A 22,989-nucleotide genomic window follows, 5' to 3' on the forward strand; every position below is an offset into this window, starting at 1 on the left:
ACTCTCCTTGTAAAATCGCGCGGTTCGGATTCGCGTTTTCTTATGGATCCCCGGTCTGTCTGCCGGGGTTGTGTCACGCTGGGCGCCGGGCGCCTGAGGGCAGCCCTCAGGCGTCGAGCGCGCGGCAGTCCTGCGGCAACCAGCCGATCTCGACTTGTTCGCCCGGCTTCAGGCGGATCTGATCGGGTGCGTTGCGCGATTTGATGATGAAATCATCGTTTCCGGCGACGCTGATGCGGGTGCGGAACACATCGCCCATGTAGATGAATTCCTTCACCTCGGCCTTGAGCAGATGCGCGCCCTCCTGCAGGCGGTCCTTGTTGACCTCGACCCGCTCGGGGCGGATCGACACCTTGGTGCGCTGGCCGACCTCAGTCACATTGACCGGCTTGCAGTCGATCAGCCCGCCACCGTCGAGCTGCACCACAGCGTGCTCGCCCGAGATTTCCTTGACCACGCCTTCCAGCGTGTTGTTTTCGCCGATGAACTGCGCCACGAAGCTGTTCTTCGGGCTTTCATAGAGCTCATCGGGCGGAGCCAGCTGCTGGATCCGGCCATCGTTGAACACGGCGACCCGGTCCGACATGGTCAGCGCCTCGGTCTGGTCATGGGTCACGTAAACGGTGGTGATCCCCAGATCATGCGCCAGCCGGGTGATTTCGAACTGCATGTGTTCGCGCAGCTGCTTGTCCAGCGCGCCGAGCGGTTCGTCCATCAGCACCAGTTCGGGTTCGAACACCAGCGCCCGGGCCAGGGCAATCCGCTGCTGTTGACCACCCGAAAGCTGCGCCGGACGACGGCCCCCGAAGGCACCCATCTGCACCATGTCCAGCGCCCGCTTGACCTTCTCCTCGCGCTCGGACTTGCCGATCTTGCGGACCTCCAGCGGGAACGACAGGTTTTCCGCCACGGTCATGTGGGGAAACAGCGCATAGTTCTGGAACACCATGCCGATGCCGCGCTTGTGCGGCGGGATGTTGTTGATGGGTCGACCGTCCAGCTTGATCTCGCCATGGGTGGCGGTCTCGAACCCCGCCAGCATCATCAGGCAGGTGGTCTTGCCGGACCCCGACGGGCCGAGCATCGTCAGAAACTCGCCCTTGGGCATGGTCAGGTTGAGGTCTTTGACGACTAGATTTTCGCCATCATAGCTTTTTTGCACACGTTCGAATTCAACGAACGCATCGTTGCTTGATGTAACAGCCAAAAGAGGCTCCCCGTCATTTGTCATTTGCTGCGGTCTGCGCCGCTTTGTTCCTAAACTAAAACAAGGCCCGTGGCGCGACGCAACCCGTTTGCGGAGTTTCGAGGCAGATTCCGCGTTTCGACCAGCAAATAGGCAGAGTCACTTGTGTTAAGGCGCTACGCGAACACAACATATTGTGTCAGCAGTTCTTCCGAACCCAAATCAGGCCGCCCGGGAGCGTCCGGATGCCGCACCGGGCCTTTGTCCCCAGCCGCTCTTGTGCCCATATGGCCGGACAGCAAAACCGCCCGGCAACCTACAGGAGCCGCCGATGAGCCCGATCGATCTGCCCTTCACCCCCGCCGAATATCAGCGCCGGCTGGCCCTGACCCGCGCCGAAATGGCCGCGCGCGGGCTCGACGCCCTGTTCGTGACCGACCCGTCGAACCAGGCCTGGCTGACCGGCTATGACGGCTGGTCGTTTTACGTGCATCAGGGGGTGATCGTGCTGCCCGATGCCGATCCGATCTGGTGGGGCCGCAACCAGGATACCAATGGCGCCCTGCGCACGGTCTGGATGGAGCCGGAACGGATCTGGGGCTATGCCGACAATTACGTGCAGTCGACCGACCGCCATCCGATGCAGGAGCTGGCCGCGCGTCTCGCCGGTCTCGGGCTGGAGCAGGCCCGGATCGGCGTCGAGATGGACAATTACTACTTCTCGGCCAAGGCGATGGAGGTCCTCTCCGAGACTCTGGCCCAGGCCAGCTGGATCGACGCCACCGCGCTGGTGAACTGGCAGCGGGCGGTGAAATCCGCCGAGGAGATCGGTTTCATGCGCAAGGCTGCGCGGATCTCGGAAAAGATCGTCGACGGGCTGCTGGAACGGGTCGAACCGGGCGTGCCGAAGAACGAGGTGGTCGCCGAAATCTACCGCGATTCGATTCGCGGCGTGGAGGGTGCCTGGGGCGATTACCCGGCAATCGTGCCGCTGCTGCCCTCAGGCCCGGACGCCGCCGCGCCGCATCTGACCTGGGACGGGCGGCCGTTCGAAACCGGACATGCCACGTTTTTCGAGATCGCCGGCTGCTATCGCCGCTATCACACCCCGTTCTGCCGCACGATCTTTCTGGGCGAGCCGCCGGATTTCCTGAAACGCGCCGAAGCGGCGCTGATCGAGGGGCTGGAGGCCGGGCTGGACGCCGCCCGCCCCGGCAACCGCGCCTGCGACATCGCCAATGCGCTGGCCGCGCCGCTGGAACGTGCCGGCATCGAACGCGGCGCCCGCTGCGGCTATCCCATCGGGCTCAGCTATCCGCCCGACTGGGGCGAGCGGACGATCTCGCTCAGGGCGGAGGATGAAACCGTGCTGGAACCGGGGATGACCTTCCACTTCATGCCCGGGCTGTGGATGCTGGACTGGGGGCTGGAGATCACCGAGAGCATCCTGATCCGCGACGAGGGCCCGGCGGAAACCTTCTGCAACCGGCCACGGCAGATGTTCGTGAAACGCTGACGAACAAAAGGCCCGGCGCACGGCCGGGCCTCAACTTGCAGAACCTGTCGCGAGCGATCAGCTCCGCACGAGTTTCTCGTAGCTTTCCGAGATGTCCCGGGTCAATGCGCCGACATCGAAACTGTAGTCGCCGATCTGCCCCACCGGGGTAACCTCGGCGGCGGTGCCGGTCAGCCAGCACTGTTCGAACCCTTCCAGCTCTTCCGGCATGATGTGGCGCTCATGCACGGCGATGCCCTTGTCCTTCAGCATGCCGATCACGGTCTGTCGGGTGATACCGTTCAGGAAGCAATCGGGCAGCGGCGTGTGCACCTCGCCATCCTTGACGAAGAAGATATTGGCGCCGGTCGCCTCGGCCACATAGCCGCGGTAATCCATGAACAGCGCGTCCGAGCAGCCCTTCGCCTCGGCCGCGTGTTTCGACATGGTGCAGATCATATAGAGACCGGCCGCCTTGGCATGAACCGGGATGGTCTCTGGCGAGGGGCGTTTCCATTTGGCGATATCGAGCTTGGCGCCCTTCATCTTGGCGTCGCCGTAATAGTTGCCCCATTCCCAGCCGGCGACGGCCAGCCGCACCGGGTTGCGCGCGGCGGAAACGCCCATGTCCTCACCGGCCCCCCGCCAGGCCACCGCCCGCACATAGGCATCGGTCCAGCCGTTGGCCTCGAGCATGGCGTATTTCGCCGCCTCGATCTCCTCGACCGAATAGGGGATCTCCATGTCGAGAAGCCGCGCCGAATTGCGCAGCCGTTCGGAATGCTCGACGCCCTTGAAGATCTTGCCGTTGTAGCAGCGCTCACCCTCGAACACCGAGGAGGCGTAGTGCATTGCATGGGTCAGGATGTGTACATTGGCATCGCGCCAGTCGATCAACTGGCCATCCATCCAGATCTTGCCGTCGCGGTCGCCATATCCAGCCATGTTACGCCTCCATCTCCTTGCGTGAGCCTCGAATCAAGCTTTACCTTTCTTGCGCGACATCCGCATATGAACGACAGAAAGTTGCGCAAAAGATGCGATTCGATACTGCTTCGCTCTTGGAATGTCAACAAGACTGACGTAAACTCCGCCGCGAGAGGTGAGAGGGGCTAGACAGACGATGGCGGATGGACGCATTGCCCAGGTGCAAAAGGGCGAGGACCTTCTGTTTCTGACCGACGAGCAGCTGCGTCAGGGGATCGAGGCGATGTTCTTCGCCTATCGCGGCTTCACCGCCGACCCGGACCGGATCCTAGGGGAAATGGCCTATGGCCGGGCGCATCACCGGGCGATCCACTTCATCAACCGCGCGCCGGGCACCACGGTGAACAATCTGCTGACCATCCTCGGCGTCACCAAACAGTCGCTGAACCGGGTGCTGCGGACGCTGATCGCCGACGGGCTGGTGGAAAGCTGTGTCGGCACCGCCGACAAGCGCGAACGCCATCTCTATCTGACCGACACCGGCCACGAACTGGAGGCGCGGCTGTCGGATGCGCAGCGCGCCCGCATGCGCGCCGCCTATCGCGAGGCCGGACCGGAGGCGGTGGCCGGGTTTCGCAAGGTGCTGGAGGCGATGATGGATCCGGATATGCGACGCTGCTACCTGCGACTCAGGGACAGCGCGGGATGAACGCGCTCGACCCGCACCTGTTGATCGTGGACGACGACGAACGGATCCGCGACCTGCTGAAGAAATTCCTGCAGCGCAACGGCTTTCTGGTGAGCGCGGCCCGCGATGCGGCGCATGCGCGGCGGATCCTCGAAGGGCTGGAATTCGATCTGATCGTGATGGACGTGATGATGCCCGGCGAGGATGGCATCAGCCTGACCCGGTCGCTGCGCGAGACGATGACGACGCCGATCCTGCTGCTGACCGCGCGCGGCGAGACCGACGACCGCATCGCCGGGTTGGAGGCCGGGGCCGACGATTACCTTGGCAAGCCGTTCGAGCCGAAGGAGCTGCTGCTGCGGATCAACGCGATCCTGCGGCGGATGCCGGAAACCCCGAGCGAACAGACCGCGCCGAAAATCCTGCAGCTGGGCCCGATCCGCTATGACATCTCCCGCGGGGAGATGTGGCAAGGCAGCGATCTGGTGCGACTGACCGCCACCGAAAGCCAGCTGATGCGGATATTCTCGGCCCGCCCCGGCGAGCCGATCAGCCGCACCACCCTGGTCGAGGAACTGGGCCGCGACCGCGGCCAGGCGCAGGAACGGGCGGTGGATGTGCAGATCACCCGGCTCAGGCGCAAGATCGAGCCTGACCCGAAGCAACCCCGCTACCTGCAGACGGTGCGGGGCGCCGGGTATATGCTGGCGCCCGACTGACCCGCCTCGGGGCGCCCCCCGGGCGCCGCCGCTCCGCGGCACATTTCGCCTTCGGCGAAGATATTTGCAGTCAGGAAAGTCCCCGGGGCGATGGCGCCCGGAGGGGCACCCGCGATCCTGCCAACCGCTCGACTTTGCGGATCAGGTGTGATCTGAACGGGCGCGAGCGAGACAACGGACGAGGGCTGCGGAATGAGCGATACGCCGGTCGAACAGATGAGCTTTGAACAGGCGATGAAAGAGCTGGAGGCGGTGGTCGGCCAGCTGGAACGCGGCGATGTGGCGCTGGACCAGTCGATCGCGCTTTATGAACGCGGCGCGGCGCTGAAGAAACGCTGCGAGGACGAGCTGAAGCGGGCAGAGGAAAAAGTCGCCGCGATCACGCTGGATGCCGAAGGCGCCCCCACCGGGACCAAGCCGGTCGAAGGGCTCTGAATGTTCGCCGACCGTCTGGCCGGGGATGCGCGCCGCATCCAGGCCCATTTCGATCAGGTTCTGGGCCCGCTCGACGACCTGCCGGTGACCCGGGCGATGCGCTACGCTTGCGAGGGCGGCAAGCGGCTGCGCGGGTTTCTGGTGCTGGAAAGCGCGCGGATGCTGGGGGTCGACCCGGCCCGGGCGATCTGGCCCGCCACCGGCATCGAGGCGCTGCATGCCTATAGTCTGGTGCATGACGATCTGCCCTGCATGGATGACGACGATCTGCGCCGCGGCCGGCCCACGGTGCATGTGAAATGGGACGAGGGCATCGCGGTGCTGGCCGGCGATGCGCTGCAGGCGCTGGCCTTTGAGCTGGCCGGGCATCCGGATTGCGGCGATGGCGCGGTCCGGGCCGATCTGGTGCTGAGCCTCGCCCGTGCCTCCGGCGCCCGCGGCATGGTGCTGGGTCAGGCGCTGGATATCGCGGCGGAGACCGCCGAGATGCCGCTGACGCTCGAGCAGATCACCCGGCTGCAGGCCGGCAAGACCGGGGCGCTGATCGAATGGTCCGCCTGCGCGGGCGCCCGGCTGGCCGGCGCGGAGACCGCGCCGTTGAGCCGTTTTGCCACCGCGCTCGGGCTTGCCTTTCAGATCGCCGATGACATCTTGGATGAGGAAGGCGATGCCGAGAAGGCCGGCAAGCGCCTGCGCAAGGATGCCGAGGCCGGCAAGGCGACCTTCGTGTCGCTGCTCGGGCTGTCCGGCGCCCGGACGCGGGCGGCAGAGCTGGTCGAGGAGGCCGGTGCCGCGCTGGAGCCCTATGGCGCGGCGGCGGAGTGCTTGCGGCAGGCCGCGCGCTTCGTTATCTCGCGCGACAGCTAATCCCCGCCCCGAAAGGAGGCGCCAGAAGATGCCAGACAGACCCAAGACACCGCTTTTGGACCAGGTCCACAGCCCCGCCGAGATGAAACGGCTGAGCGACAGTCAGTTGATCCAGCTGGCGGCGGAACTGAGGGCCGAGACGATTTCGGCGGTGTCGGAGACCGGTGGCCATCTGGGCGCGGGCCTGGGGGTGGTGGAACTGACCGTGGCGCTGCATGCGGTCTTCGACACGCCGCGCGACAAGATCATCTGGGACGTCGGGCATCAATGCTATCCCCACAAGATCCTGACCGGGCGACGTGACCGCATCCGCAGCCTGCGGCAAAAGGGCGGGCTGTCGGGCTTCACCAAACGGTCGGAAAGCCCCTATGACCCCTTCGGCGCCGCGCACAGCTCGACCTCGATCAGCGCGGCGCTGGGATTCGCCGTGGCCCGCGATCTGGGCGGCCAGGTGCCCGAGGGGCTGGGCGACGCCATCGCGGTGATCGGCGACGGCGCGATGAGCGCCGGCATGGCCTTTGAGGCAATGAACAACGCCGGTCATCTGAAGAAGCGGATGATCGTCATCCTCAACGACAATGAGATGAGCATCGCGCCGCCGGTCGGGGCACTGTCGTCCTATCTGTCGCGGCTCTATGCCGAGGAACCGTTCCAGGAGCTGAAGGCCGCCGCCAAGGGCGCGGTGTCGCTGCTGCCCGAGCCCTTCCGCGAAGGCGCCAAACGCGCCAAGGAGATGCTGAAGGGCATGGCGATGGGCGGCACCCTGTTCGAAGAACTGGGGTTTTCCTATATCGGGCCGATCGACGGCCATGATCTGAACCAGATCCTGCCGATCCTGCGCATGGTCAAGGCCCGCGCCACCGGGCCGATCCTGATCCATGCGCTGACCAAGAAGGGCAAGGGCTACGCCCCCGCCGAACGCGCCCGCGACAAGGGCCATGCGACGGCGAAGTTCGACGTGCTGACCGGGGAGCAGAAAAAGGCCCCCTCGAACGCGCCGAGCTATACCTCGGTCTTCGGTCAGGCGCTGGTGGAGGAAGCCACCCGCGACGACAAGATCGTGGCGGTGACCGCGGCGATGCCCGACGGCACCGGGCTGAACCTCTTTGCCGAACGCTTTCCGTCGCGCTGTTTCGACGTGGGGATCGCCGAACAGCATGGGGTGACCTTTTCCGCCGCGCTGGCGGCGGGCGGGATGAAACCCTTCTGCGCGATGTATTCGACCTTCCTGCAGCGCGGCTACGATCAGGTCGTGCATGACGTGGCGATCCAGCGGTTGCCGGTGCGCTTCGCCATCGACCGCGCCGGGCTGGTCGGCGCGGATGGGGCGACCCATGCCGGCGCCTTCGACATCGCCTTCATGGCCAATCTGCCGGGCATGGTGGTGATGGCCGCCGCCGATGAGGCGGAGCTGAAACATATGGTCGCCACCGCCGCCGCCCATGACGAGGGGCCGATCGCCTTCCGCTATCCCCGTGGCGAAGGCGTGGGGGTGGACCTGCCCGCGCGCGGCGAGGTGCTGGAGATCGGCAAGGGCCGGATGATCCGCGAAGGCGGCCGCGTCGCGATCCTGTCCTTCGGCACCCATCTGGCCGAGGTTCTGAAAGCCGCCGAGGCGCTGACCGCACGCGGCATCAGCCCGACCGTCGCCGATGCGCGCTTCGCCAAACCGCTCGACCGCGATCTGATCCTGCGGCTCGCGGCGGAACACGAGGCGCTGATCACCCTTGAGGAGGGATCGGTCGGCGGCTTCGGCTCTCACGTCGCGCAACTGCTGGCCGACGAGGGGGTCTTCGACCACGGGCTGAAGTTCCGCTCCATGGTCCTGCCCGATATCTTCATCGACCAGGCCAGCCCCGAAGACATGTACCGTACCGCCGGCATGAGCGCCGATCAGATCGAGGCAAAGGTGCTGGAGGTTCTGGGCGTCACGTCGATTGCCGGGAAGCGGGCGTAGTGTCGATTCCGACCTTCCAGAACCTGATGCTGCCCGTCCTGAGGCTGATCGCCGACGGCCACGAAACGATCCCGAGCTGCCTCGCACCGCTCGCGGAGCAGTTTGAACTGACGCCGGACGAAGTGAACGAACTCCTCCCCAGCGGGAAACAAACGGTTCTTGCTAACCGGGCACACTGGGCGCGGAACTACATGTCCCAAGCCGGTTTGGTCGAGCCGATCAAGCGTGGATCCTATCGTCTTACCCCGCAGGGGGAGGCAACGCTTCGGGCCGATCTGGAGCAAATCGACGTCGACTATCTGTCCCGGTTTCCGTCGTTTCAGGAGTTCCGCAACCGCTCCAATTCCGATGCGGCCGCAGAGCGCAAGCCCCACTCACCCGCATTGCCGGGACAAGACCCAGCAGACACGCCGCAAGAACAAATCGAACGCGCGATTCATGCGCATAACCGCGCCCTGAACAGCGACGTGATCGAAGCGGTTCTGTCGCTCTCCCCAGCGCGGTTTGAACGTCTTGTGGTCGATCTCCTGCTCGCCATGGGCTATGGTGGTGGTGACCTGGAAAGAGGCTTGCAGACCAGCCTTTCCAACGATGGCGGCATCGATGGCGTCATCAATGAAGATACGCTGGGACTGGATGCCGTGTACGTGCAAGCGAAACGTTACGCTCCGGACAATAAGGTCGGCCGACCCGCGTTGAACGCCTTCGTCGGCTCACTCACCGGGGAAGGCGCGTCCAAAGGTGTCTTTGTCACCACGTCCGATTTCTCGAAAGACGCCATCGCATATGTGTCCCGAGTGCAGCAGCGCATCGTCCTGATCAACGGCCAGCGTCTTGCCCAACTGCTGATCGAACATGAGGTCGGAGTGCGCGCCCGAAAAACCTATATCCTTCGATCCGTTGACGAGGACTATTTCTCGGAAAGCTGAGCGTGATGACTGACACCGGCTCTCCGAACTGTCCTCACGCCTCCGACAGCAACGCCGCCAACCCCTCGCGATAGGTGGGATAGATCAGCTTCACCCCCAGCTCCCGCTTGATACGGTCATTCCACACCCGCTTGCTTTCAGCATAAAAGCTGCGTGCCATCGGTGTCATCTCGGCGGTCTCGAACGCTTCCTCCGGCGGCAGCGGCAGCCCCAACAGCTCCGCCGCATGGGCGATCACCGCCTCCGGCGGGGCGGGATCGTCGTCGCAGACGTTATAGATCGCCCCCGGGTTCGGATGGGCGATCGAGGCCGCCAGCACCTGGGCGATGTCGTCGACATGGATACGGCTGAACACCTGCCCCGGCTTGACGATCCGTCGCGCCGTGCCTGCGCGCACCTTGGCAAAGGGGCCGCGCCCAGGGCCGTAGATCCCGGCCAGACGGAAGATATGCAGCGGCAAACCCGGGGTCGCGGCCCAGCCCGCCTCTGCCGCCACCCGCTGCTGCCCCCGCCGGGTGGAAGGGGTCAGCGGCGTCTCCTCATCGACCCAGCCGCCGCCATGATCGCCATAGACGCCGGTGGTGGACAGATAGCCGACCCAGTCGAGATGCGCGGCGGCGGTGGTGAAGTCAGGTCCCAACGCCGCCAGAACCGGATCGCCATCGGGTCCCGGCGCGACCGAGACCAGCACATGGCTCGCCTCAACCAGCTGCGGCAGCGGGCCGTCACCGGGCCAGACAACAGGTTCGACCCCGAGGGCTGTCAGCTCCGCCGCCCTCTCCGGGCTGCGGCTGGTGCCCAGCACCCGCCATCCCTCAGGCAGCAGCCGGGCGGCCAGCGCCCGCGCGGAATATCCCATTCCGATACAGAGAAGTGTCTTCGTCATGCCCCTTTGATGCGCAATGGGCCGTCATCGTGCAAGCCCTGCCGGGCGGCGGGGTTGATTTCGCGTCACCTCTCCGCCCATGCTCGGTCCATGACCGAGAAAACACATGACCTGAGCGGCGCCTATTCCCTGCAGACGCCTGAGGATTCCGTCGCGCTCTATGCCGGCTGGGCAAAGGATTACGATCAGACCTTCGCCACGGCGGAGGATTACCGGCTGCCGGCGGCGACGGCCGAGGCATTCAAAGCCGCCGGCGGCTCCGGGCCTGTGCTGGACGTCGGCGCAGGCACCGGGCTCTGCGCTGCCGCGCTCACCGCCCTGGGGATCGGCCCGATCGATGCGGCCGACATCAGCCCCGAAATGCTGAAGGTGGCGGGAGAGAAGGGCCTGTACCGCGCACTGATCGAGGCTGATCTGACCAAGGGCCTGCCACTGCCGGAGACGCCCTATGCCGGTGTCGTCTCCTCCGGCACCTTTACCACCGGGCACGTCGGCCCGGAGGAGATCGAGGCGCTGCTGCCGATCGCCCGTCCCGGCGCGCTTTTCGCCATCGCGATCAACGGAGCGCATTACGAGGCCGCCGGCTTCTCCGCCAAGCTGGACGCCCTGGCACAGGGGCCGATCCGCAACCTGTGGCTGCCGGAGGTGCGGATCTACGGAGAGAATGGCCGCGGCGCCCACAAGGACGACACCGCCCTGATCGCGCTTTTCGAGAAAGCCTGAGCGGTCGCCGCAGGCCGGGTCAGATCGCGCGCTGCGCACCCGATGCCTCCGGCGGGGAAATTTGCGGCCAGAAAAAACGGCGGCCTCCCAAAACCGATCGCGGGCAAGCGCTAACCCGGCATTAACCTCAGTGCCCCAGGCTCGGTACCGCGGTGCAGGCGGGGACGCCGATGACCGCGCCAGGAAAAGACCCCATACGGTCATTTTGGCGGGGCCGGCCACACGCCGCCCCTGCCTTTTCTACCTTCGGGCCCAGTCCGGCGCCCGTCCTTCCGGGCCGGAACCTGTCTTTTTCTGGCCCCAAATATCCTCGCCGAAGGCGCCCGTCGCCGGACGCCAGGCTCAGCTTGCGTAGGTCGAGCCTTCCTCGTCGAGGATCGCCTTCAGTTCCGCCAGATGGCGTTCGTCCTGCTCGGGATAGGCTTCCAGCTCGCGCGCGGTCTTCTCGGCGATCTCATCAGACAGCACCCGCAGCGGCTGACCGGTCTGCAGGGCGCGGATATAGGTCTCGGCGGCGCGTTCGAAATAATAGAGCCGGTTGAAGGTTTCCGCCACGGTCTGGCCGATCACCAGAACGCCGTGGTTGCCCATGATCATGACCTTCTTCTTCGGATCGGTCAGCAACGTGGCACAGCGGGCGCCCTCGTCCTCGAACGCCAGACCGCCATAGCCCTCGTCGATCACATAGCGGTTGAAAAAGGTGGCGCAGTTCTGGTCGATCGGCGGCAGGGTGCTGTCCTGCAGGTTGGCCAGCACGGTGGCGAAGATCGAATGCACATGCATCACGCAGCGGGCGTGCGGGCAGGCCCGGTGGATCCCGCCATGCAGCCCCCAGGCGGTGGGATCGGGCGCATCGGGACCCTTGAGCGTGTCGGGATTGTTGGCGTCGATCAGCAACAGTTCCGAGGCGCGGATCCGCGAGAAATGCACCTGATTGCGGTTCATCAGGAACTGGGTACCATCGTCGTTCACCGCGAGGCTGAAATGGTTCGCCACCCCTTCGTGCATGTTCAACCGCGCGGTCCAGCGGAAGGCAGCGGCCAGATCGACCCGTTCGGGCCAATGGTTCATGTTCGGGCGCAGATTGGTTACGGTCATGTCAGCTCTCCGGAAATTTGGCCGAAGTCTGACGGCCTATGGCGGCGGCGGCAACACGAAACCGGCAGCAATTGAACCGAAGACGGCTCCGCCCGGGCGGGACGCCCCGGGACTGAGCAAAGGGCAACACCGGATCAGGGTCTAAATCCGGCGGCTCGGCACCCAGGCATAACCGTTGGAACAGAGGATGTAGGCCTCGCGCAACCCGTGGGGCTTGTCGGTGGGCGCCTGCAGCAGGGTGGCACCGAAGGCCTCAGCACGGGCGGCGGCCTGATCGGGATCGCTGTCATACAGGCGAATCTCGAGCCCGGCGCCACGTGGCGGGGTTTCCGGCAGCAGCCCCAGCAGCGGATTGGAATGATAGGTGTGATCCCCATGCAGCTGAAACAGCTGATCGCCATAGGTCACTATGGCGAAATCGGCGCTGACGCGGTGGCAGGACAGACCGAAAACAGTCTCTAAGAAGGCGACTTCCGCCTCGACGTCGCGGACAAGCAGGTTCAGCCCGATGCCATGCAGGGATCGGCCGAAGCTCTCGGGGGAGGCGGTTTCATAATCCATGCCGTCACTTTGCCTGTCCGCCACAACTGCGCAAGCGTCGATGAAGCTTTGGCGACAGGTGACGCCGGGGCTTGCACCCGCCCATGACTTGGCGACAAACTGAGCCATGGAACAGAAAGCTTTCCCCGCCTGGCCCGATGTGGCCGCCCGTCTGATCGCCGTCGCCACCGGCCGCGAGCCCGCCGATCTGGTCATCAGGGGGGGCGCCTGGGTCAATGTTCACAGCCGCGAGGTTCTGCCCGGCCACGACATCGCCATCGCCGAAGGCCGGATCGCCTGCGTGGTGCCCGATGCCGGCTATTGCACCGGACCGGAGACCGAGATTGTCGAGGCCGAGGGGCGCTACATGATCCCGGGGCTCTGCGATGCGCATATGCATATCGAGAGTGGCATGCTGACACCGGCGGAATTCGCCCGTGCGGTGATCCCGCACGGCACCACCAGCATGTTCACCGACCCGCATGAGATCGCCAATGTGCTGGGGTTGGCGGGCGTGCGGATGATGCATGACGAAGCGGCGCTGCAGCCGATCAACATCTTCACCCAGATGCCGTCCTGCGCCCCCTCCGCCCCCGGGCTGGAGACCACGGGATACGAGATTTCCGCCGAGGACGTGGCCGAGGCGATGACCTGGCCCGGCATCATCGGCTTGGGGGAAATGATGAACTTTCCCGGCGTGGCGGCGGCCGATCCCAAGATGCTGGCCGAGATCGCCGCGACCCAGCGCGCCCGCAAGACGGTGGGCGGCCATTATGCCTCCCCCGATCTGGGGCCGGATTTCGCGGGCTATGTCGCCGGCGGGCCGGCGGACGATCACGAAGGCACCTGCGAGGCCGACGCCATCGCCCGGGTCCGGCAGGGGATGCGCAGCATGATGCGGTTGGGGTCGGCCTGGTACGATGTGCAAAGCCAGATCACCGCAGTGACGGAAAAGGGCCTCGATCCGCGCAACTTCATTCTCTGCACCGATGACTGCCATTCCGGCACGCTGGTCCACGACGGCCATATGAACCGGGTGGTGCGCCATGCGATCGCCTGCGGCTGCGACCCGCTGGTGGCGCTGCAGATGGCGACAATCAACACTGCCACACATTTCGGGCTGGAGCGCGAGCTGGGATCGCTCACCCCAGGGCGGCGGGCGGATGTGATCCTGACCTCGGACCTGACGGCGCTGCCGATCGAACAGGTCTTTGCCCGCGGCCGATTGGTGGCGGAAAACGGGATCTGCCTGGTCGACTGTCCGCATTACGACTGGCCCGATGCCGCCCGCAAAACCGTACATCTGGGCCATGAGCTGAGCGGCGGGGATTTCGAGATCACCGCCCCCGAGGGCGCCAATGCGGTGCGTGCCAATGTCATCGGCGTGATCGAGAACCAGGCCCCCACCAAGGCGCTGAAGGCCGATCTGCCGGTGCGCGACGGTCTGGTCGAGGCCGAGGGCGAGGTCTGCCAGATCGCCCTGGTCGAACGCCACCGGGCCACCGGCGGGGTGACCAATGCCTTCGTCTCCGGCTTTGGCTATCAGGGGCGGATGGCGATGGCCTCCACCGTGGCGCATGACAGCCACCACATGATCGTGGTCGGCACCGACCGCGACCAGATGGCGCTGGCCGCCAACCGGCTGGCCGAAGTCGGCGGCGGCATCACGCTGTTCCGCGACGGTCAGGAACTGGCGCTGGTCGAACTGCCGATCGCCGGGCTGATGTCGGATGCGCCGGCAGCGGAGGTGGCCGAAAAGGCCGCCGTGCTGATGCAGGCGATGCAGGACTGCGGCTGCAGCCTCAACAACGCCTATATGCAGCATTCGCTGCTGGCCTTGGTGGTGATCCCGGAATTGCGCATCTCGGACCTCGGGCTGATCGACGTCCGCAGCTTCCAGAAGATCCCGCTGTTCGAGCCGCTGTCATGACCGACCTGATGACGCCCGACACCCCGGCGCCAGAGCAGTTCACCGATCCCGCCGCCGCCGTCGCCCGGCTGGAGTCGCTCTATGAGCAGTCGGTCGGGTTTCTCTGCACCCACTTCGCCGGCGTGATGTCGGGGGCGGTTCCGGCCACCCGGATCCGCGCCTATTACCCGGAAATCCGGCTGACCACGACGACCCATGCCCATGTCGACAGCCGGCTCAGCTTCGGTCACGTCCCCGCCCCCGGCACCTATGCCGCAACCATCACCCGGCCCGATCTGTTCCGTAATTACCTGACCCAGCAGATCGGCCTGCTGGTGGAAAACCACGGGGTGCCGGTGACCGTGGGCGCCTCCACCACGCCGATGCCGGTGCATTTCGCGGTGGCCAACGACGCCAGCATCGCCGTCCCGCAGGAGGGGGCGACGCGGTTCGTGCTGCGCGACATCTTCGATGTGCCGGACCTCAGCACCACGCACGACGATATCGTCAACGGCACGTTCGTCGCCCAGGACGGGGTCGGCCCGCTGGCGCCCTTCACCGCGCAGCGGGTGGACTATTCGCTGGCCCGGCTCAGTCATTACACCGCTACCGATCCATCGCATTTCCAGAACCACGTTCTGTTCACCAACTACCAGTTCTACGTCAGCGCCTTCGAGGCCTACGCCCGCACCCAGCTGGCCGATCCCGGCAGCGGCTACAGCAGTTTCGTCAGCACCGGCGATGCCGAGATCACCGATCCAGACGCCCCGATCCCGACGGCGGAGAAGACCCCGCAGATGCCGGCCTTTCACCTCAAGCGGCCGGATGGCAACGGCATCACCCTGGTCAATATCGGCGTCGGCCCGTCGAACGCCAAGACGGCGACCGACCATATCGCGGTGCTGCGACCGCATGCCTGGATCATGGTCGGCCATTGCGCCGGGCTCAGGAACACCCAGGCGCTCGGCGATTTCGTGCTGGCCCATGCCTATCTGCGCGAAGACAAGGTGCTGGACGACGACCTGCCGGTCTGGGTGCCGATCCCGGCGCTGGCCGAGATTCAGGTGGCACTGGAACAGGCGGTGGCAGAGCTGACCCAACTGCAGGGCTATGACCTGAAGCGGGTGATGCGCACCGGCACGGTGGCGACGCTGGACAACCGCAACTGGGAGCTGCGCGACCAGACCGGCCCGGTACAGCGCCTCAGCCAGAGCCGCGCGATCGGCCTGGACATGGAAAGCGGCACCATCGCCGCGAATGGATACCGGTTCCGGGTGCCCTATGGCACGTTGCTCTGCGTCTCGGACAAACCCCTGCACGGAGAGCTGAAGCTGCCCGGCATGGCCTCGGACTTCTACAAGACCCAGGTGTCGCGGCATCTCAACATCGGGATCCGCGCGATGGAGATCCTGCGAACCATGCCGCTGGAACGGCTGCACAGCAGGAAATTGCGCTCTTTCGATGAAACCCCTTTCTTGTAAGGGCGAAAACCTGCAGTATCCGCTGAATTGGGCTTGATTTTCCCCACTACGCGTTGTGTTACACCGCAACATAACGCAAGACTCATGCGATGAGGCCCAACATCGGGCAGACGAAGGAGACCTAAAAAATGGCAACGAAGCCGATGACCAAGACCCAGCTTGTCGCCGCACTGGCCGAGGAAATGGGCACCGACAAGAAAGCCGCCGGCACCGCGCTGGACGCGCTGACCGCCCTGATCACCCGCGAAGTGTCCGCTGGCGGCGCCGTCACCCTGCCCGGCGTTGGCAAGATCTACTGCCGCGAGCGCCCGGAGCGCATGGTGCGCAACCCCGCCACCGGCGAGCAGTTCAAGAAAGAAGCCGACAAGGTGGTCAAGATGACCATCGCCAAAGCGCTGAAAGACAGCGTCAACGGCTGATCGGTCCGACGACCGGCCTGGCCGGTTCGACCAGAGTCAGGGGCCGCCGGATCGGGCGGCCCCTTTTCTTTTGACCGGGCTTTCTTTTTCGGATGCGCTGCGGCACCCTGGGCTTGATCCTTCGGCAGCGATCCGCTACCTGCGACCTCCCCCGCAGAGGACATTTCTTCCATGAGCCGCACGACACTTCTTGCCCTGGGCAGTCTGATTGTCGGCCTGCTGGTGCTCTGGATCAAATTCATCGCCTGGCAGATCACCGGCTCCGTCGCCCTGCTGTCGGACGCGCTGGAAAGCATCGTCAATGTCGCCACCGCGGCGGCGGCGCTGCTGGCGGTGATCTATGCCAACCGGCCAGCGGATGCGAACCATCCCTATGGCCACCACAAGGCAGAGCTGTTCTCGGCCGTTCTGGAAGGGGTGATGATCGTCGTCGCCGCCGTCTTCATCCTGCATGAGGCCTGGGATTCGCTGTTTGCGCCGCGAGTGATCCAGGCGCCGCTGCCCGGCCTGATGATCAACGGCGCCGCCAGTCTGCTGAACGCGGTCTGGGCCTATGTGCTGATCTCGCGCGGGCGCAGCCTGCGATCGCCGGCGCTGGTGGCGGATGGCAAACACCTCAGAACCGATGTGGTCTCCTCGATCGGGGTGGCCTTCGGGGTGGCCTTCGCCGTCTTTACCGGGCTGCCCTGGCTCGATCCGCTGATGGCCGCGCTGGTGGCGGTGAACATCCTCTGGGCCGGCTGGGGGGTGATGCGCCATTCGGTCGGCGGGCTGATGGACGAGGCCCTGCCGGAAGAGGATCTGGAACGGATCCGCGCGGTGATCGCCACCGAGGCGACCGGCGCCTATCAGGCGCATGACCTGCGCACCCGGCAGGCCGGCAGCGCCATTTTCATCGAATTCCACCTGGTCGTTCCCGGCAACTCGACCGTCAACGCCGCCCATGAAGTCTGCGACCGGGTCGAGGCGGCGCTGGAAAGCGAACTGCCCGGGGCCGTCATCACCATCCATGTCGAGCCCGAGGAAAAGGCCAAGCGCAGCGGCATCGTGGTGCATTAAATCCCAACCGCAGAGCGCCCCGCGCTGCCGCCCCGATCGGCAAAGCGTCGCGACAGACCGCAGCCGGGGCCGGAATAACCTTGCGTTCGGAACGCTCTGACGTATGAGTCTTGGCAAGACTGACCCTGAGGACCTTTCCGACATGCAGATGCTGGGCACTTTCATCAAACCGATGCATCGCGAAGGGGTCAAATTCGTCGCCGCCTTCGCCGTTATCACCCTGGTTCTGTTCCTGATCTGGGACGTGCTGGGCTGGATCGGCGTCGGGCTGACGGTCTGGTGCTATTACTTCTTCCGCGATCCCGAGCGGGTGCCGCCCGACCGCCCCGGCCTGGTCATCAGCCCGGCCGACGGCATCGTGTCGCTGATCGAACCGGCGGTGCCGCCGGCGGAGCTGGGCATGCCGGACATGGCGCTGACCCGGGTCAGCATCTTCATGAACGTGTTCAACTGCCATGTGAACCGCGCCCCCGTCGCCGGCGAGGTCACCGCCATCGCCTATCGCCCCGGCATGTTCCTCAATGCCTCTCTCGACAAGGCCAGCACCGACAACGAACGCAATGGCCTGAGGATCGAGATGGAAGACGGTCGCTCGATCGCGGTGGTGCAGATCGCCGGGCTGGTGGCGCGGCGGATCGTCTGTTTCATCGAACCCGGCACCCGGCTCGCCGCCGGCGAACGCTTCGGGCTGATCCGCTTCGGGTCGCGGCTGGATGTCTATCTGCCGGCCGGGGTGGCGCCGCAGGTCCGGCTCGGCCAGACCATGGTTGCGGGCGAAACCGTGATCGCCGATCTGACCCAGCCGCCGGTCCTGCAGTAGGCCGCGCCGATGCCTGAAACGCCCGAGAAGAAACTGCCGCTGATTCAGCTGTTGCCGAATATGCTGACCATAGCGGCGATCTGTGCCGGCCTCTCCGCGATCCGTTTCTCGGTCCACGGGGATTTCCCGCTGGCGGTCAAGCTGATCCTGGCCGCCTGTGTGCTGGACGGGCTGGACGGGCGCCTTGCCCGCATCCTGCGCAGCGACAGCAAGATGGGGGCCGAGCTCGATTCCCTCGCCGATTTCCTCAACTTCGGCGTGGCGCCGCCGCTGGTGGTCTACTTCTGGGCGCTGCAGGACATGCGCAATGCCGGCTGGCTGGCGGTGATGGTGTTCGCCGTTTGCTGCGTGATGCGGCTGGCGCGATTCAACGTCAGCAGCAAGTCCGAAGAGGGCAAGGGCTCCGGCGATTTCTTCGAGGGCGTACCCTCGCCGGCCGGGGCGCTGTTGGTCATGCTGCCGCTGTTTCTGGCCTTTGCCCTGCCCGAGATGCCGCGGCTGCCCTCGGCCCTGATCGCCCTCTACATGATCGGGATCGGCCTGCTGCTGATCAGCCACATCTACACCTGGTCCTTCAAGAGCGTCCGCATCTCACGGGAGAATGTGACGGTCTTCCTGGTCGCCTTCGCCGCCGTCGCGGTGGCGCTGCTCGTGTATTTCTGGATCGCGCTGATGATGCTTTGCCTCGCCTATGGGGCAATCGTCTTCTGGTGCGCCCTGACCAAACCCGCATCAAAACTGCGTTGAGGCAAAGCCCGTGGATATCAAGACAGTCGAGACCTCCTATGCCCGCTGGGCACCGGTCTATGACCGGACCTTCGGGGCGGTCACCCGGACCGGCCGCCGCCGCACGGTGGACTTCATCAACCGGACGCTCTCCTGCGGCGACCGGGTTCTGGAGGTCGGCGTCGGCACTGGGCTGGCATTGGAGTTCTACCGGCCGGAGCTGCGGGTCACCGGCATCGACTTCAGCACCGAAATGCTGGCACAGGCCCGCGCCAAGGTCACCCAGCTGCAGCTGACCCAGGTCGAGGAGCTGCGGCAGATGGATGCCCGTGCGCTCGATTTCCCCGACGCGCAGTTCGACACCGTGGCCGCCATGCACGTGCTGTCGGTGGTTCCCGAACCCGAACGGGTGATGGCGGAAATCGCCCGGGTCTGCAAACCCGGCGGCAGGGTGGTGATCACCAACCACTTCATGCGCACCGAAGGCCCGCTGGCGATGCTGGAGCGGGTTTCGGCCCCCTTCGCCAATGTGCTGGGCTGGCATTCCGATTTCGCCATCGAGACGGTTCTGGGCGAAGATGTGCTGGAAATCGAACAGCAGACCAGCCTGCCGCCGCTGGGAATGATGACCTTCCTGGTGCTGCGCAAGCGGATGGGCTGAGCCCGGGGCCACCTGCCGCGCCCCTTGCCATCGCCTTCCCCAGCCTCTAGCCCTTTGGCAAGCGGTGCAACCGGAGGGAGGAGCCAGTGGACACGCGCGCAATCGCCATGGGGCTGGTCTTTGCCCTGATGTGGTCGTCGGCCTTCGCCTCCGCCCGGATCATCGTCGCCGATGCCTCTCCGTTGTTTTCGCTGGCACTGCGGTTCCTGATCTCCGGCCTGCTCGGGGTGCTGATCGCCCGGCTCCTCGGCCAGAGCTGGCGGCTGAGCCGGGCCCAATGGTATGCCACGCTGCTGTTCGGCCTGTGCCAGAACGCGCTCTACCTCGGGCTGAACTTCATCGCCATGCAATGGGTCGAGGCCGGGCTGGCCGCGATCATCGCCTCCTCAATGCCGCTGCTGGTGGCGCTGGCGAGCTGGGCGCTGCTCGGCGAACGGATACGGCCGCTGGGAATTTTGGGTCTGGCGATGGGCTTTGCCGGTGTCGCGCTGATCATGGGAAGCCGGCTCAGCTCCGGGGTCGACCCGCTCGGCGTACTGCTCTGCGGGCTGGGGGCGCTGGCGCTGACCTTCGCCACGCTGGCGGTGCGCGGTGCCACCTCGGGCGGCAATTTCATGATGATCGTCGGGCTGCAGATGCTGGTGGGCTCGGCCCTGCTGTTCGTCGCTGCGCCATTGACCGAGGAGATTCACATCGCCCTCAGCCCCCGGTGGATCGCCGCCTTCGCCTATACCACGCTGGTGCCGGGGCTGGCGGCCACCTATGTCTGGGTGTTGCTGCTGCACCGGATCGGTGCCACCCGGGCGGCGACGTTTCATTTCCTCAACCCGGTGTTCGGCGTCGCCATCGCCGCCGTGATACTGGATGAACACCTCGGGCCGCTGGATGCACTCGGCGTCGGCATCGTCACACTGGGCATTCTGGCGGTGCAGCTAGCGCGCCAGCCGGCCCCCGCCCCAGCCCCGGTTGGCGATGGCTGATCCCGGGTTGCCGGAATGCGGGCCCTCTGCTTCTGCCTCTTTGCTTCTGGCGAAAACGCCCCATCTCATGCAACAAGGATGCGCAGGAGACCTCAAATGACCCAATATTCCAAAGACCCCGCCGCCATCGCCGCCCTGTCGCCTGAGGAATTCTTCGTCACGCAGCAAAGCGGGACGGAGCGTCCGGGCACCGGCAAGCTGCTCTATAACAAGGCGCCGGGTATCTATGTCGACGTCGTCTCGGGCGAACCGCTGTTCGCCTCGGCCGACAAATACGAATCCGGCTGCGGCTGGCCCAGTTTCACCAAACCTATCGAACCGGCCCATGTCGTCGAGCTGCAGGACCACAGCCATGGCATGATCCGCACCGAAGTCCGGTCGAAGCATGGCGACAGCCATCTGGGCCACGTGTTCCCCGACGGGCCGCTGGATCGCGGCGGGCTGCGCTATTGCATCAATTCCGCCTCGCTGCGGTTCATCCCCCGCGAGGAGATGGAGGCCGAGGGCTATGGCGCCTATCTGGACCAGGTGGAGGGATAAGAGAATGGCCACGACCGAACGCGCCGTGCTGGCAGGCGGCTGTTTCTGGGGCATGCAGGATCTGATCCGACGGCTGCCCGGAGTGGTATCGACCCGGGTGGGCTATACCGGTGGCGACGTGCCCAATGCCACCTATCGCAACCATGGCACCCACGCCGAGGGCATCGAAATCCTGTTCGACCCCGACCGCATCAGCTATCGCCAGATCCTGGAAGTGTTCTTTCAGATCCACGACCCGACCACGCCGAACCGGCAGGGCAACGACATCGGACTCTCCTACCGGTCGGCCATCTACTATGTCGATGAAACGCAGAAGGCCGTGGCAGAAGACACCATCGCCGATGTCGATGCCTCCGGTCTCTGGCCCGGAAAAGTGGTGACCGAGGTCGAGCCGGTAGGCGATTTCTGGCAAGCCGAGGAAGAGCATCAGGACTATCTGGTGAAACATCCCAACGGCTATACCTGCCATTTCCCCCGCCCGAACTGGGTGTTGCCGAAACGCGCGGCCTCCTGAACCGGGCCCGGGAGGACCGCCTGTCAGGTGTCGGCTCCCGCCGCATGCAGTTTCTCGACGATCTGCCGGGGCAGCCTGGTCCGCACCGGGCGCCCCATCACCTCGATCAGGACGCTCAGGCAATCGCCCTCATCCAGCCGGTCCACCACGGTGATGAAATCGGCGAAGGGCCCCGAAAGAATGCGGATGCGGTCCCCTTCACACAGGTCCCCCGGCCGGGCAATCACCCCGCTGGCGTCGCATCGCGCCATCAGTCCGGCCATGAAGGAGGACGGCAGCGGCAACGGGCGGCGGGGATCGCCGACGATCAGCCGGGCGATGCCCCGGGTGGCATTGATCGCCTGCCAACGCTGCTGCTCCGGCACGAATTGCACGAAGACATAGCCCGGGAACACCGGTCGCGGTGCGGTGGCTGTCTTGCCTTTCTGGCCCCCCGCCACCGCCAGCCGTGGGGCGAATCCCCGAAATCCCTGACGGGACAGATGTCGCAGCGCCAACGCCAGGCCATTGGGTTTCAGTTGAGCAACGTACCAGTTCTGCGCCCCCAGACCCACGCTTTCCAATAGGGAGCGGCGCTGCAAGGTCGGCCCGGCTTCCGGTGCAATCGGCGCGGCCCCATGCTCTGCAGTCATGCCGAGTCCTCCCTCTTGCCGGGTCAGTCATCCAGGGCTGTCGGATTTCACATACCCACCCCGGTCCCTGCCACCGTGGTTGCTACCGGGTGGTCGTGGTACTGGTCGTGCTGGAAGACGAGCCGCTGCTGATGACCGCGGTCGTGGCCACCAGCCCGAGCCCGACCACCGGCGCCAGCGTCCCGATCAACGCCCCGCCGGCCAGCCCGGCGCCCGCTGCTCCGGCCCCGGCTGCGGCCCCACCGCTGGCAACCCCCGCCGCGGAGCCACTGCCTCCGCCCACGGCGCCCGTGCCGGCCCCGGCACCCGGGGGAGCGGCGAAAACGGCTCCGGCGCAGGTGGTTGCCAGGAGGCCAGAAATGAGACCTGTGAAATATTTTCTTTTACACATCGAAACCTCCGAATATCACACAGCAAATCATTTCATTGCCTATCCAGAAGCCTACGGGAACGGAAATTCATTTCAAGACAGTTTCCTTTTCGGCCACGGAATTTCCAGACCAACGCGATAACGGGAAAAATTAACCAACTGCTCTCTGCTGCCTCCCAATCCGACCGCCTCAGTTAAGTTGGCCTGAAATGGCTCAATCCTTTCATTTAGATATTGAAATCCTGCCCAGAGATCCTGCAACCCCCTAAGGTCTCACAGCCCATCTCCGCCGGAAAATCCTAACACGAGACCCACTAACATCATCATTATGATTATGTGGGTCACCAAATTTCAGGATACCGCACAGGATGCCTGCATCGAATAAAAGGGCAAAATGGGAAGCCCAAAAAGAAAAATCAGCGAGATGT

The 22,989-nt window shown here is 65.1% G+C and carries 25 protein-coding genes; 18 read left to right on the forward strand and 7 right to left on the reverse strand.

Going from position 1 to position 22,989, the window contains the following annotated elements; genetic code table 11:
• Positions 1-106: 106 nt before the first annotated feature.
• Positions 107-1,231 (reverse strand): ABC transporter ATP-binding protein, encoded by a 1,125-nt coding sequence (locus tag QO033_RS08560; RefSeq protein WP_407682104.1) that lies wholly within the window; start codon positions 1,229-1,231, stop codon positions 107-109.
• Between the two features lie 286 nt (positions 1,232-1,517).
• On the opposite strand from QO033_RS08560, the gene QO033_RS08565 reads away from it, so the two are divergent.
• Complete coding sequence (locus tag QO033_RS08565; protein ID WP_284480544.1) at positions 1,518-2,702, forward strand: M24 family metallopeptidase; 1,185 nt, start codon at positions 1,518-1,520, stop codon at positions 2,700-2,702.
• Between the two features lie 57 nt (positions 2,703-2,759).
• Here the strand turns inward: QO033_RS08565 and QO033_RS08570 are convergent, their stop codons facing one another.
• Complete coding sequence (locus QO033_RS08570) at positions 2,760-3,626, reverse strand: branched-chain amino acid aminotransferase (protein ID WP_284480545.1); 867 nt, start codon at positions 3,624-3,626, stop codon at positions 2,760-2,762.
• 178 nt (positions 3,627-3,804) lie between these two features.
• On the opposite strand from QO033_RS08570, the gene QO033_RS08575 reads away from it, so the two are divergent.
• From QO033_RS08575 to QO033_RS08600, 6 genes are all read left to right on the forward strand, one after another.
• A complete protein-coding gene (locus QO033_RS08575) occupies positions 3,805-4,317 on the forward strand; it encodes a MarR family winged helix-turn-helix transcriptional regulator (RefSeq protein ID WP_284480546.1) in 513 nt (170 codons plus the stop codon).
• Complete coding sequence (locus QO033_RS08580) at positions 4,314-5,015, forward strand: response regulator (RefSeq protein WP_284480547.1); 702 nt, start codon at positions 4,314-4,316, stop codon at positions 5,013-5,015. Before QO033_RS08575 ends, QO033_RS08580 begins: the two co-directional genes overlap by 4 nt.
• A 192-nt stretch (positions 5,016-5,207) precedes the next feature.
• The gene (locus QO033_RS08585; protein WP_284480548.1) at positions 5,208-5,450 is read left to right on the forward strand and encodes an exodeoxyribonuclease VII small subunit; all 243 of its coding nucleotides are present in this window, start codon (positions 5,208-5,210) and stop codon (positions 5,448-5,450) included.
• The gene (locus QO033_RS08590; RefSeq protein ID WP_284480549.1) at positions 5,451-6,317 is read left to right on the forward strand and encodes a polyprenyl synthetase family protein; all 867 of its coding nucleotides are present in this window, start codon (positions 5,451-5,453) and stop codon (positions 6,315-6,317) included. It abuts the gene before it with no gap.
• A 28-nt stretch (positions 6,318-6,345) separates the two neighbouring features.
• A complete protein-coding gene (dxs, locus tag QO033_RS08595; RefSeq protein WP_284480550.1) occupies positions 6,346-8,274 on the forward strand; it encodes a 1-deoxy-D-xylulose-5-phosphate synthase in 1,929 nt (642 codons plus the stop codon).
• Complete coding sequence (locus QO033_RS08600) at positions 8,274-9,203, forward strand: restriction endonuclease (RefSeq protein WP_284480551.1); 930 nt, start codon at positions 8,274-8,276, stop codon at positions 9,201-9,203. Before dxs ends, QO033_RS08600 begins: the two co-directional genes overlap by 1 nt.
• A gap of 34 nt (positions 9,204-9,237) precedes the next feature.
• Here the strand turns inward: QO033_RS08600 and QO033_RS08605 are convergent, their stop codons facing one another.
• Entirely contained in the window at positions 9,238-10,089 is an 852-nt protein-coding gene (locus QO033_RS08605) for an SDR family oxidoreductase (protein ID WP_284480552.1), read from the reverse strand.
• A 90-nt stretch (positions 10,090-10,179) separates the two neighbouring features.
• Here QO033_RS08605 and QO033_RS08610 point away from each other — a divergent pair, with 90 nt between their 5' ends.
• Positions 10,180-10,812: a class I SAM-dependent DNA methyltransferase gene (locus QO033_RS08610; RefSeq protein WP_284480553.1), complete on the forward strand. Its 633-nt coding sequence runs from the start codon at positions 10,180-10,182 to the stop codon at positions 10,810-10,812.
• A gap of 342 nt (positions 10,813-11,154) precedes the next feature.
• Here QO033_RS08610 and QO033_RS08615 read toward each other — a convergent pair whose 3' ends face one another.
• Entirely contained in the window at positions 11,155-11,910 is a 756-nt protein-coding gene (locus QO033_RS08615; protein ID WP_284480554.1) for a class II aldolase and adducin N-terminal domain-containing protein, read from the reverse strand.
• A gap of 141 nt (positions 11,911-12,051) precedes the next feature.
• Positions 12,052-12,471: a VOC family protein gene (locus QO033_RS08620; RefSeq protein ID WP_284480555.1), complete on the reverse strand. Its 420-nt coding sequence runs from the start codon at positions 12,469-12,471 to the stop codon at positions 12,052-12,054.
• A gap of 106 nt (positions 12,472-12,577) precedes the next feature.
• On the opposite strand from QO033_RS08620, the gene ade reads away from it, so the two are divergent.
• The 10 genes from ade (at position 12,578) to msrA (ending at position 21,559) form a co-directional block, all read left to right on the forward strand.
• Positions 12,578-14,380, forward strand: a complete 1,803-nt coding sequence (gene ade / locus QO033_RS08625) for an adenine deaminase (protein ID WP_284480556.1) — start codon at positions 12,578-12,580, stop codon at positions 14,378-14,380.
• Complete coding sequence (locus QO033_RS08630) at positions 14,377-15,840, forward strand: AMP nucleosidase (RefSeq protein WP_284480557.1); 1,464 nt, start codon at positions 14,377-14,379, stop codon at positions 15,838-15,840. The genes ade and QO033_RS08630 overlap by 4 nt, the downstream gene beginning before the upstream one ends.
• A gap of 128 nt (positions 15,841-15,968) precedes the next feature.
• The gene (locus QO033_RS08635; protein ID WP_284480558.1) at positions 15,969-16,259 is read left to right on the forward strand and encodes an HU family DNA-binding protein; all 291 of its coding nucleotides are present in this window, start codon (positions 15,969-15,971) and stop codon (positions 16,257-16,259) included.
• A 171-nt stretch (positions 16,260-16,430) separates the two neighbouring features.
• Entirely contained in the window at positions 16,431-17,318 is an 888-nt protein-coding gene (locus tag QO033_RS08640) for a cation diffusion facilitator family transporter (RefSeq protein WP_284480559.1), read from the forward strand.
• Between the two features lie 142 nt (positions 17,319-17,460).
• Positions 17,461-18,138, forward strand: coding sequence for a phosphatidylserine decarboxylase (locus QO033_RS08645; RefSeq protein WP_284480560.1), 678 nt, complete (start codon positions 17,461-17,463; stop codon positions 18,136-18,138).
• A 9-nt stretch (positions 18,139-18,147) separates the two neighbouring features.
• Complete coding sequence (pssA, locus tag QO033_RS08650; protein ID WP_284480561.1) at positions 18,148-18,885, forward strand: CDP-diacylglycerol--serine O-phosphatidyltransferase; 738 nt, start codon at positions 18,148-18,150, stop codon at positions 18,883-18,885.
• A 10-nt stretch (positions 18,886-18,895) separates the two neighbouring features.
• A complete protein-coding gene (locus tag QO033_RS08655) occupies positions 18,896-19,525 on the forward strand; it encodes a class I SAM-dependent methyltransferase (RefSeq protein WP_284480562.1) in 630 nt (209 codons plus the stop codon).
• 86 nt (positions 19,526-19,611) lie between these two features.
• On the forward strand, positions 19,612-20,505 hold the full coding sequence (locus QO033_RS08660; RefSeq protein WP_284480563.1) for a DMT family transporter: 894 nt from the start codon (positions 19,612-19,614) through the stop codon (positions 20,503-20,505).
• 96 nt (positions 20,506-20,601) lie between these two features.
• Complete coding sequence (gene msrB, locus QO033_RS08665) at positions 20,602-21,045, forward strand: peptide-methionine (R)-S-oxide reductase MsrB (RefSeq protein WP_284480564.1); 444 nt, start codon at positions 20,602-20,604, stop codon at positions 21,043-21,045.
• Between the two features lie 4 nt (positions 21,046-21,049).
• A complete protein-coding gene (msrA, locus tag QO033_RS08670; RefSeq protein WP_284480565.1) occupies positions 21,050-21,559 on the forward strand; it encodes a peptide-methionine (S)-S-oxide reductase MsrA in 510 nt (169 codons plus the stop codon).
• A gap of 23 nt (positions 21,560-21,582) precedes the next feature.
• Here msrA and nusG read toward each other — a convergent pair whose 3' ends face one another.
• Together nusG and QO033_RS08680 are read right to left on the reverse strand one after the other, a co-directional pair.
• Entirely contained in the window at positions 21,583-22,191 is a 609-nt protein-coding gene (gene nusG / locus QO033_RS08675; protein ID WP_284480566.1) for a transcription termination/antitermination protein NusG, read from the reverse strand.
• 82 nt (positions 22,192-22,273) lie between these two features.
• Positions 22,274-22,474, reverse strand: coding sequence for a hypothetical protein (locus QO033_RS08680; RefSeq protein WP_284480567.1), 201 nt, complete (start codon positions 22,472-22,474; stop codon positions 22,274-22,276).
• Positions 22,475-22,989: the final 515 nt, after the last annotated feature.

It is taken from the genome of Pseudodonghicola flavimaris, from assembly GCF_030164425.1.
Classification (GTDB): Bacteria; Pseudomonadota; Alphaproteobacteria; order Rhodobacterales; family Rhodobacteraceae; genus Pseudodonghicola; species Pseudodonghicola flavimaris.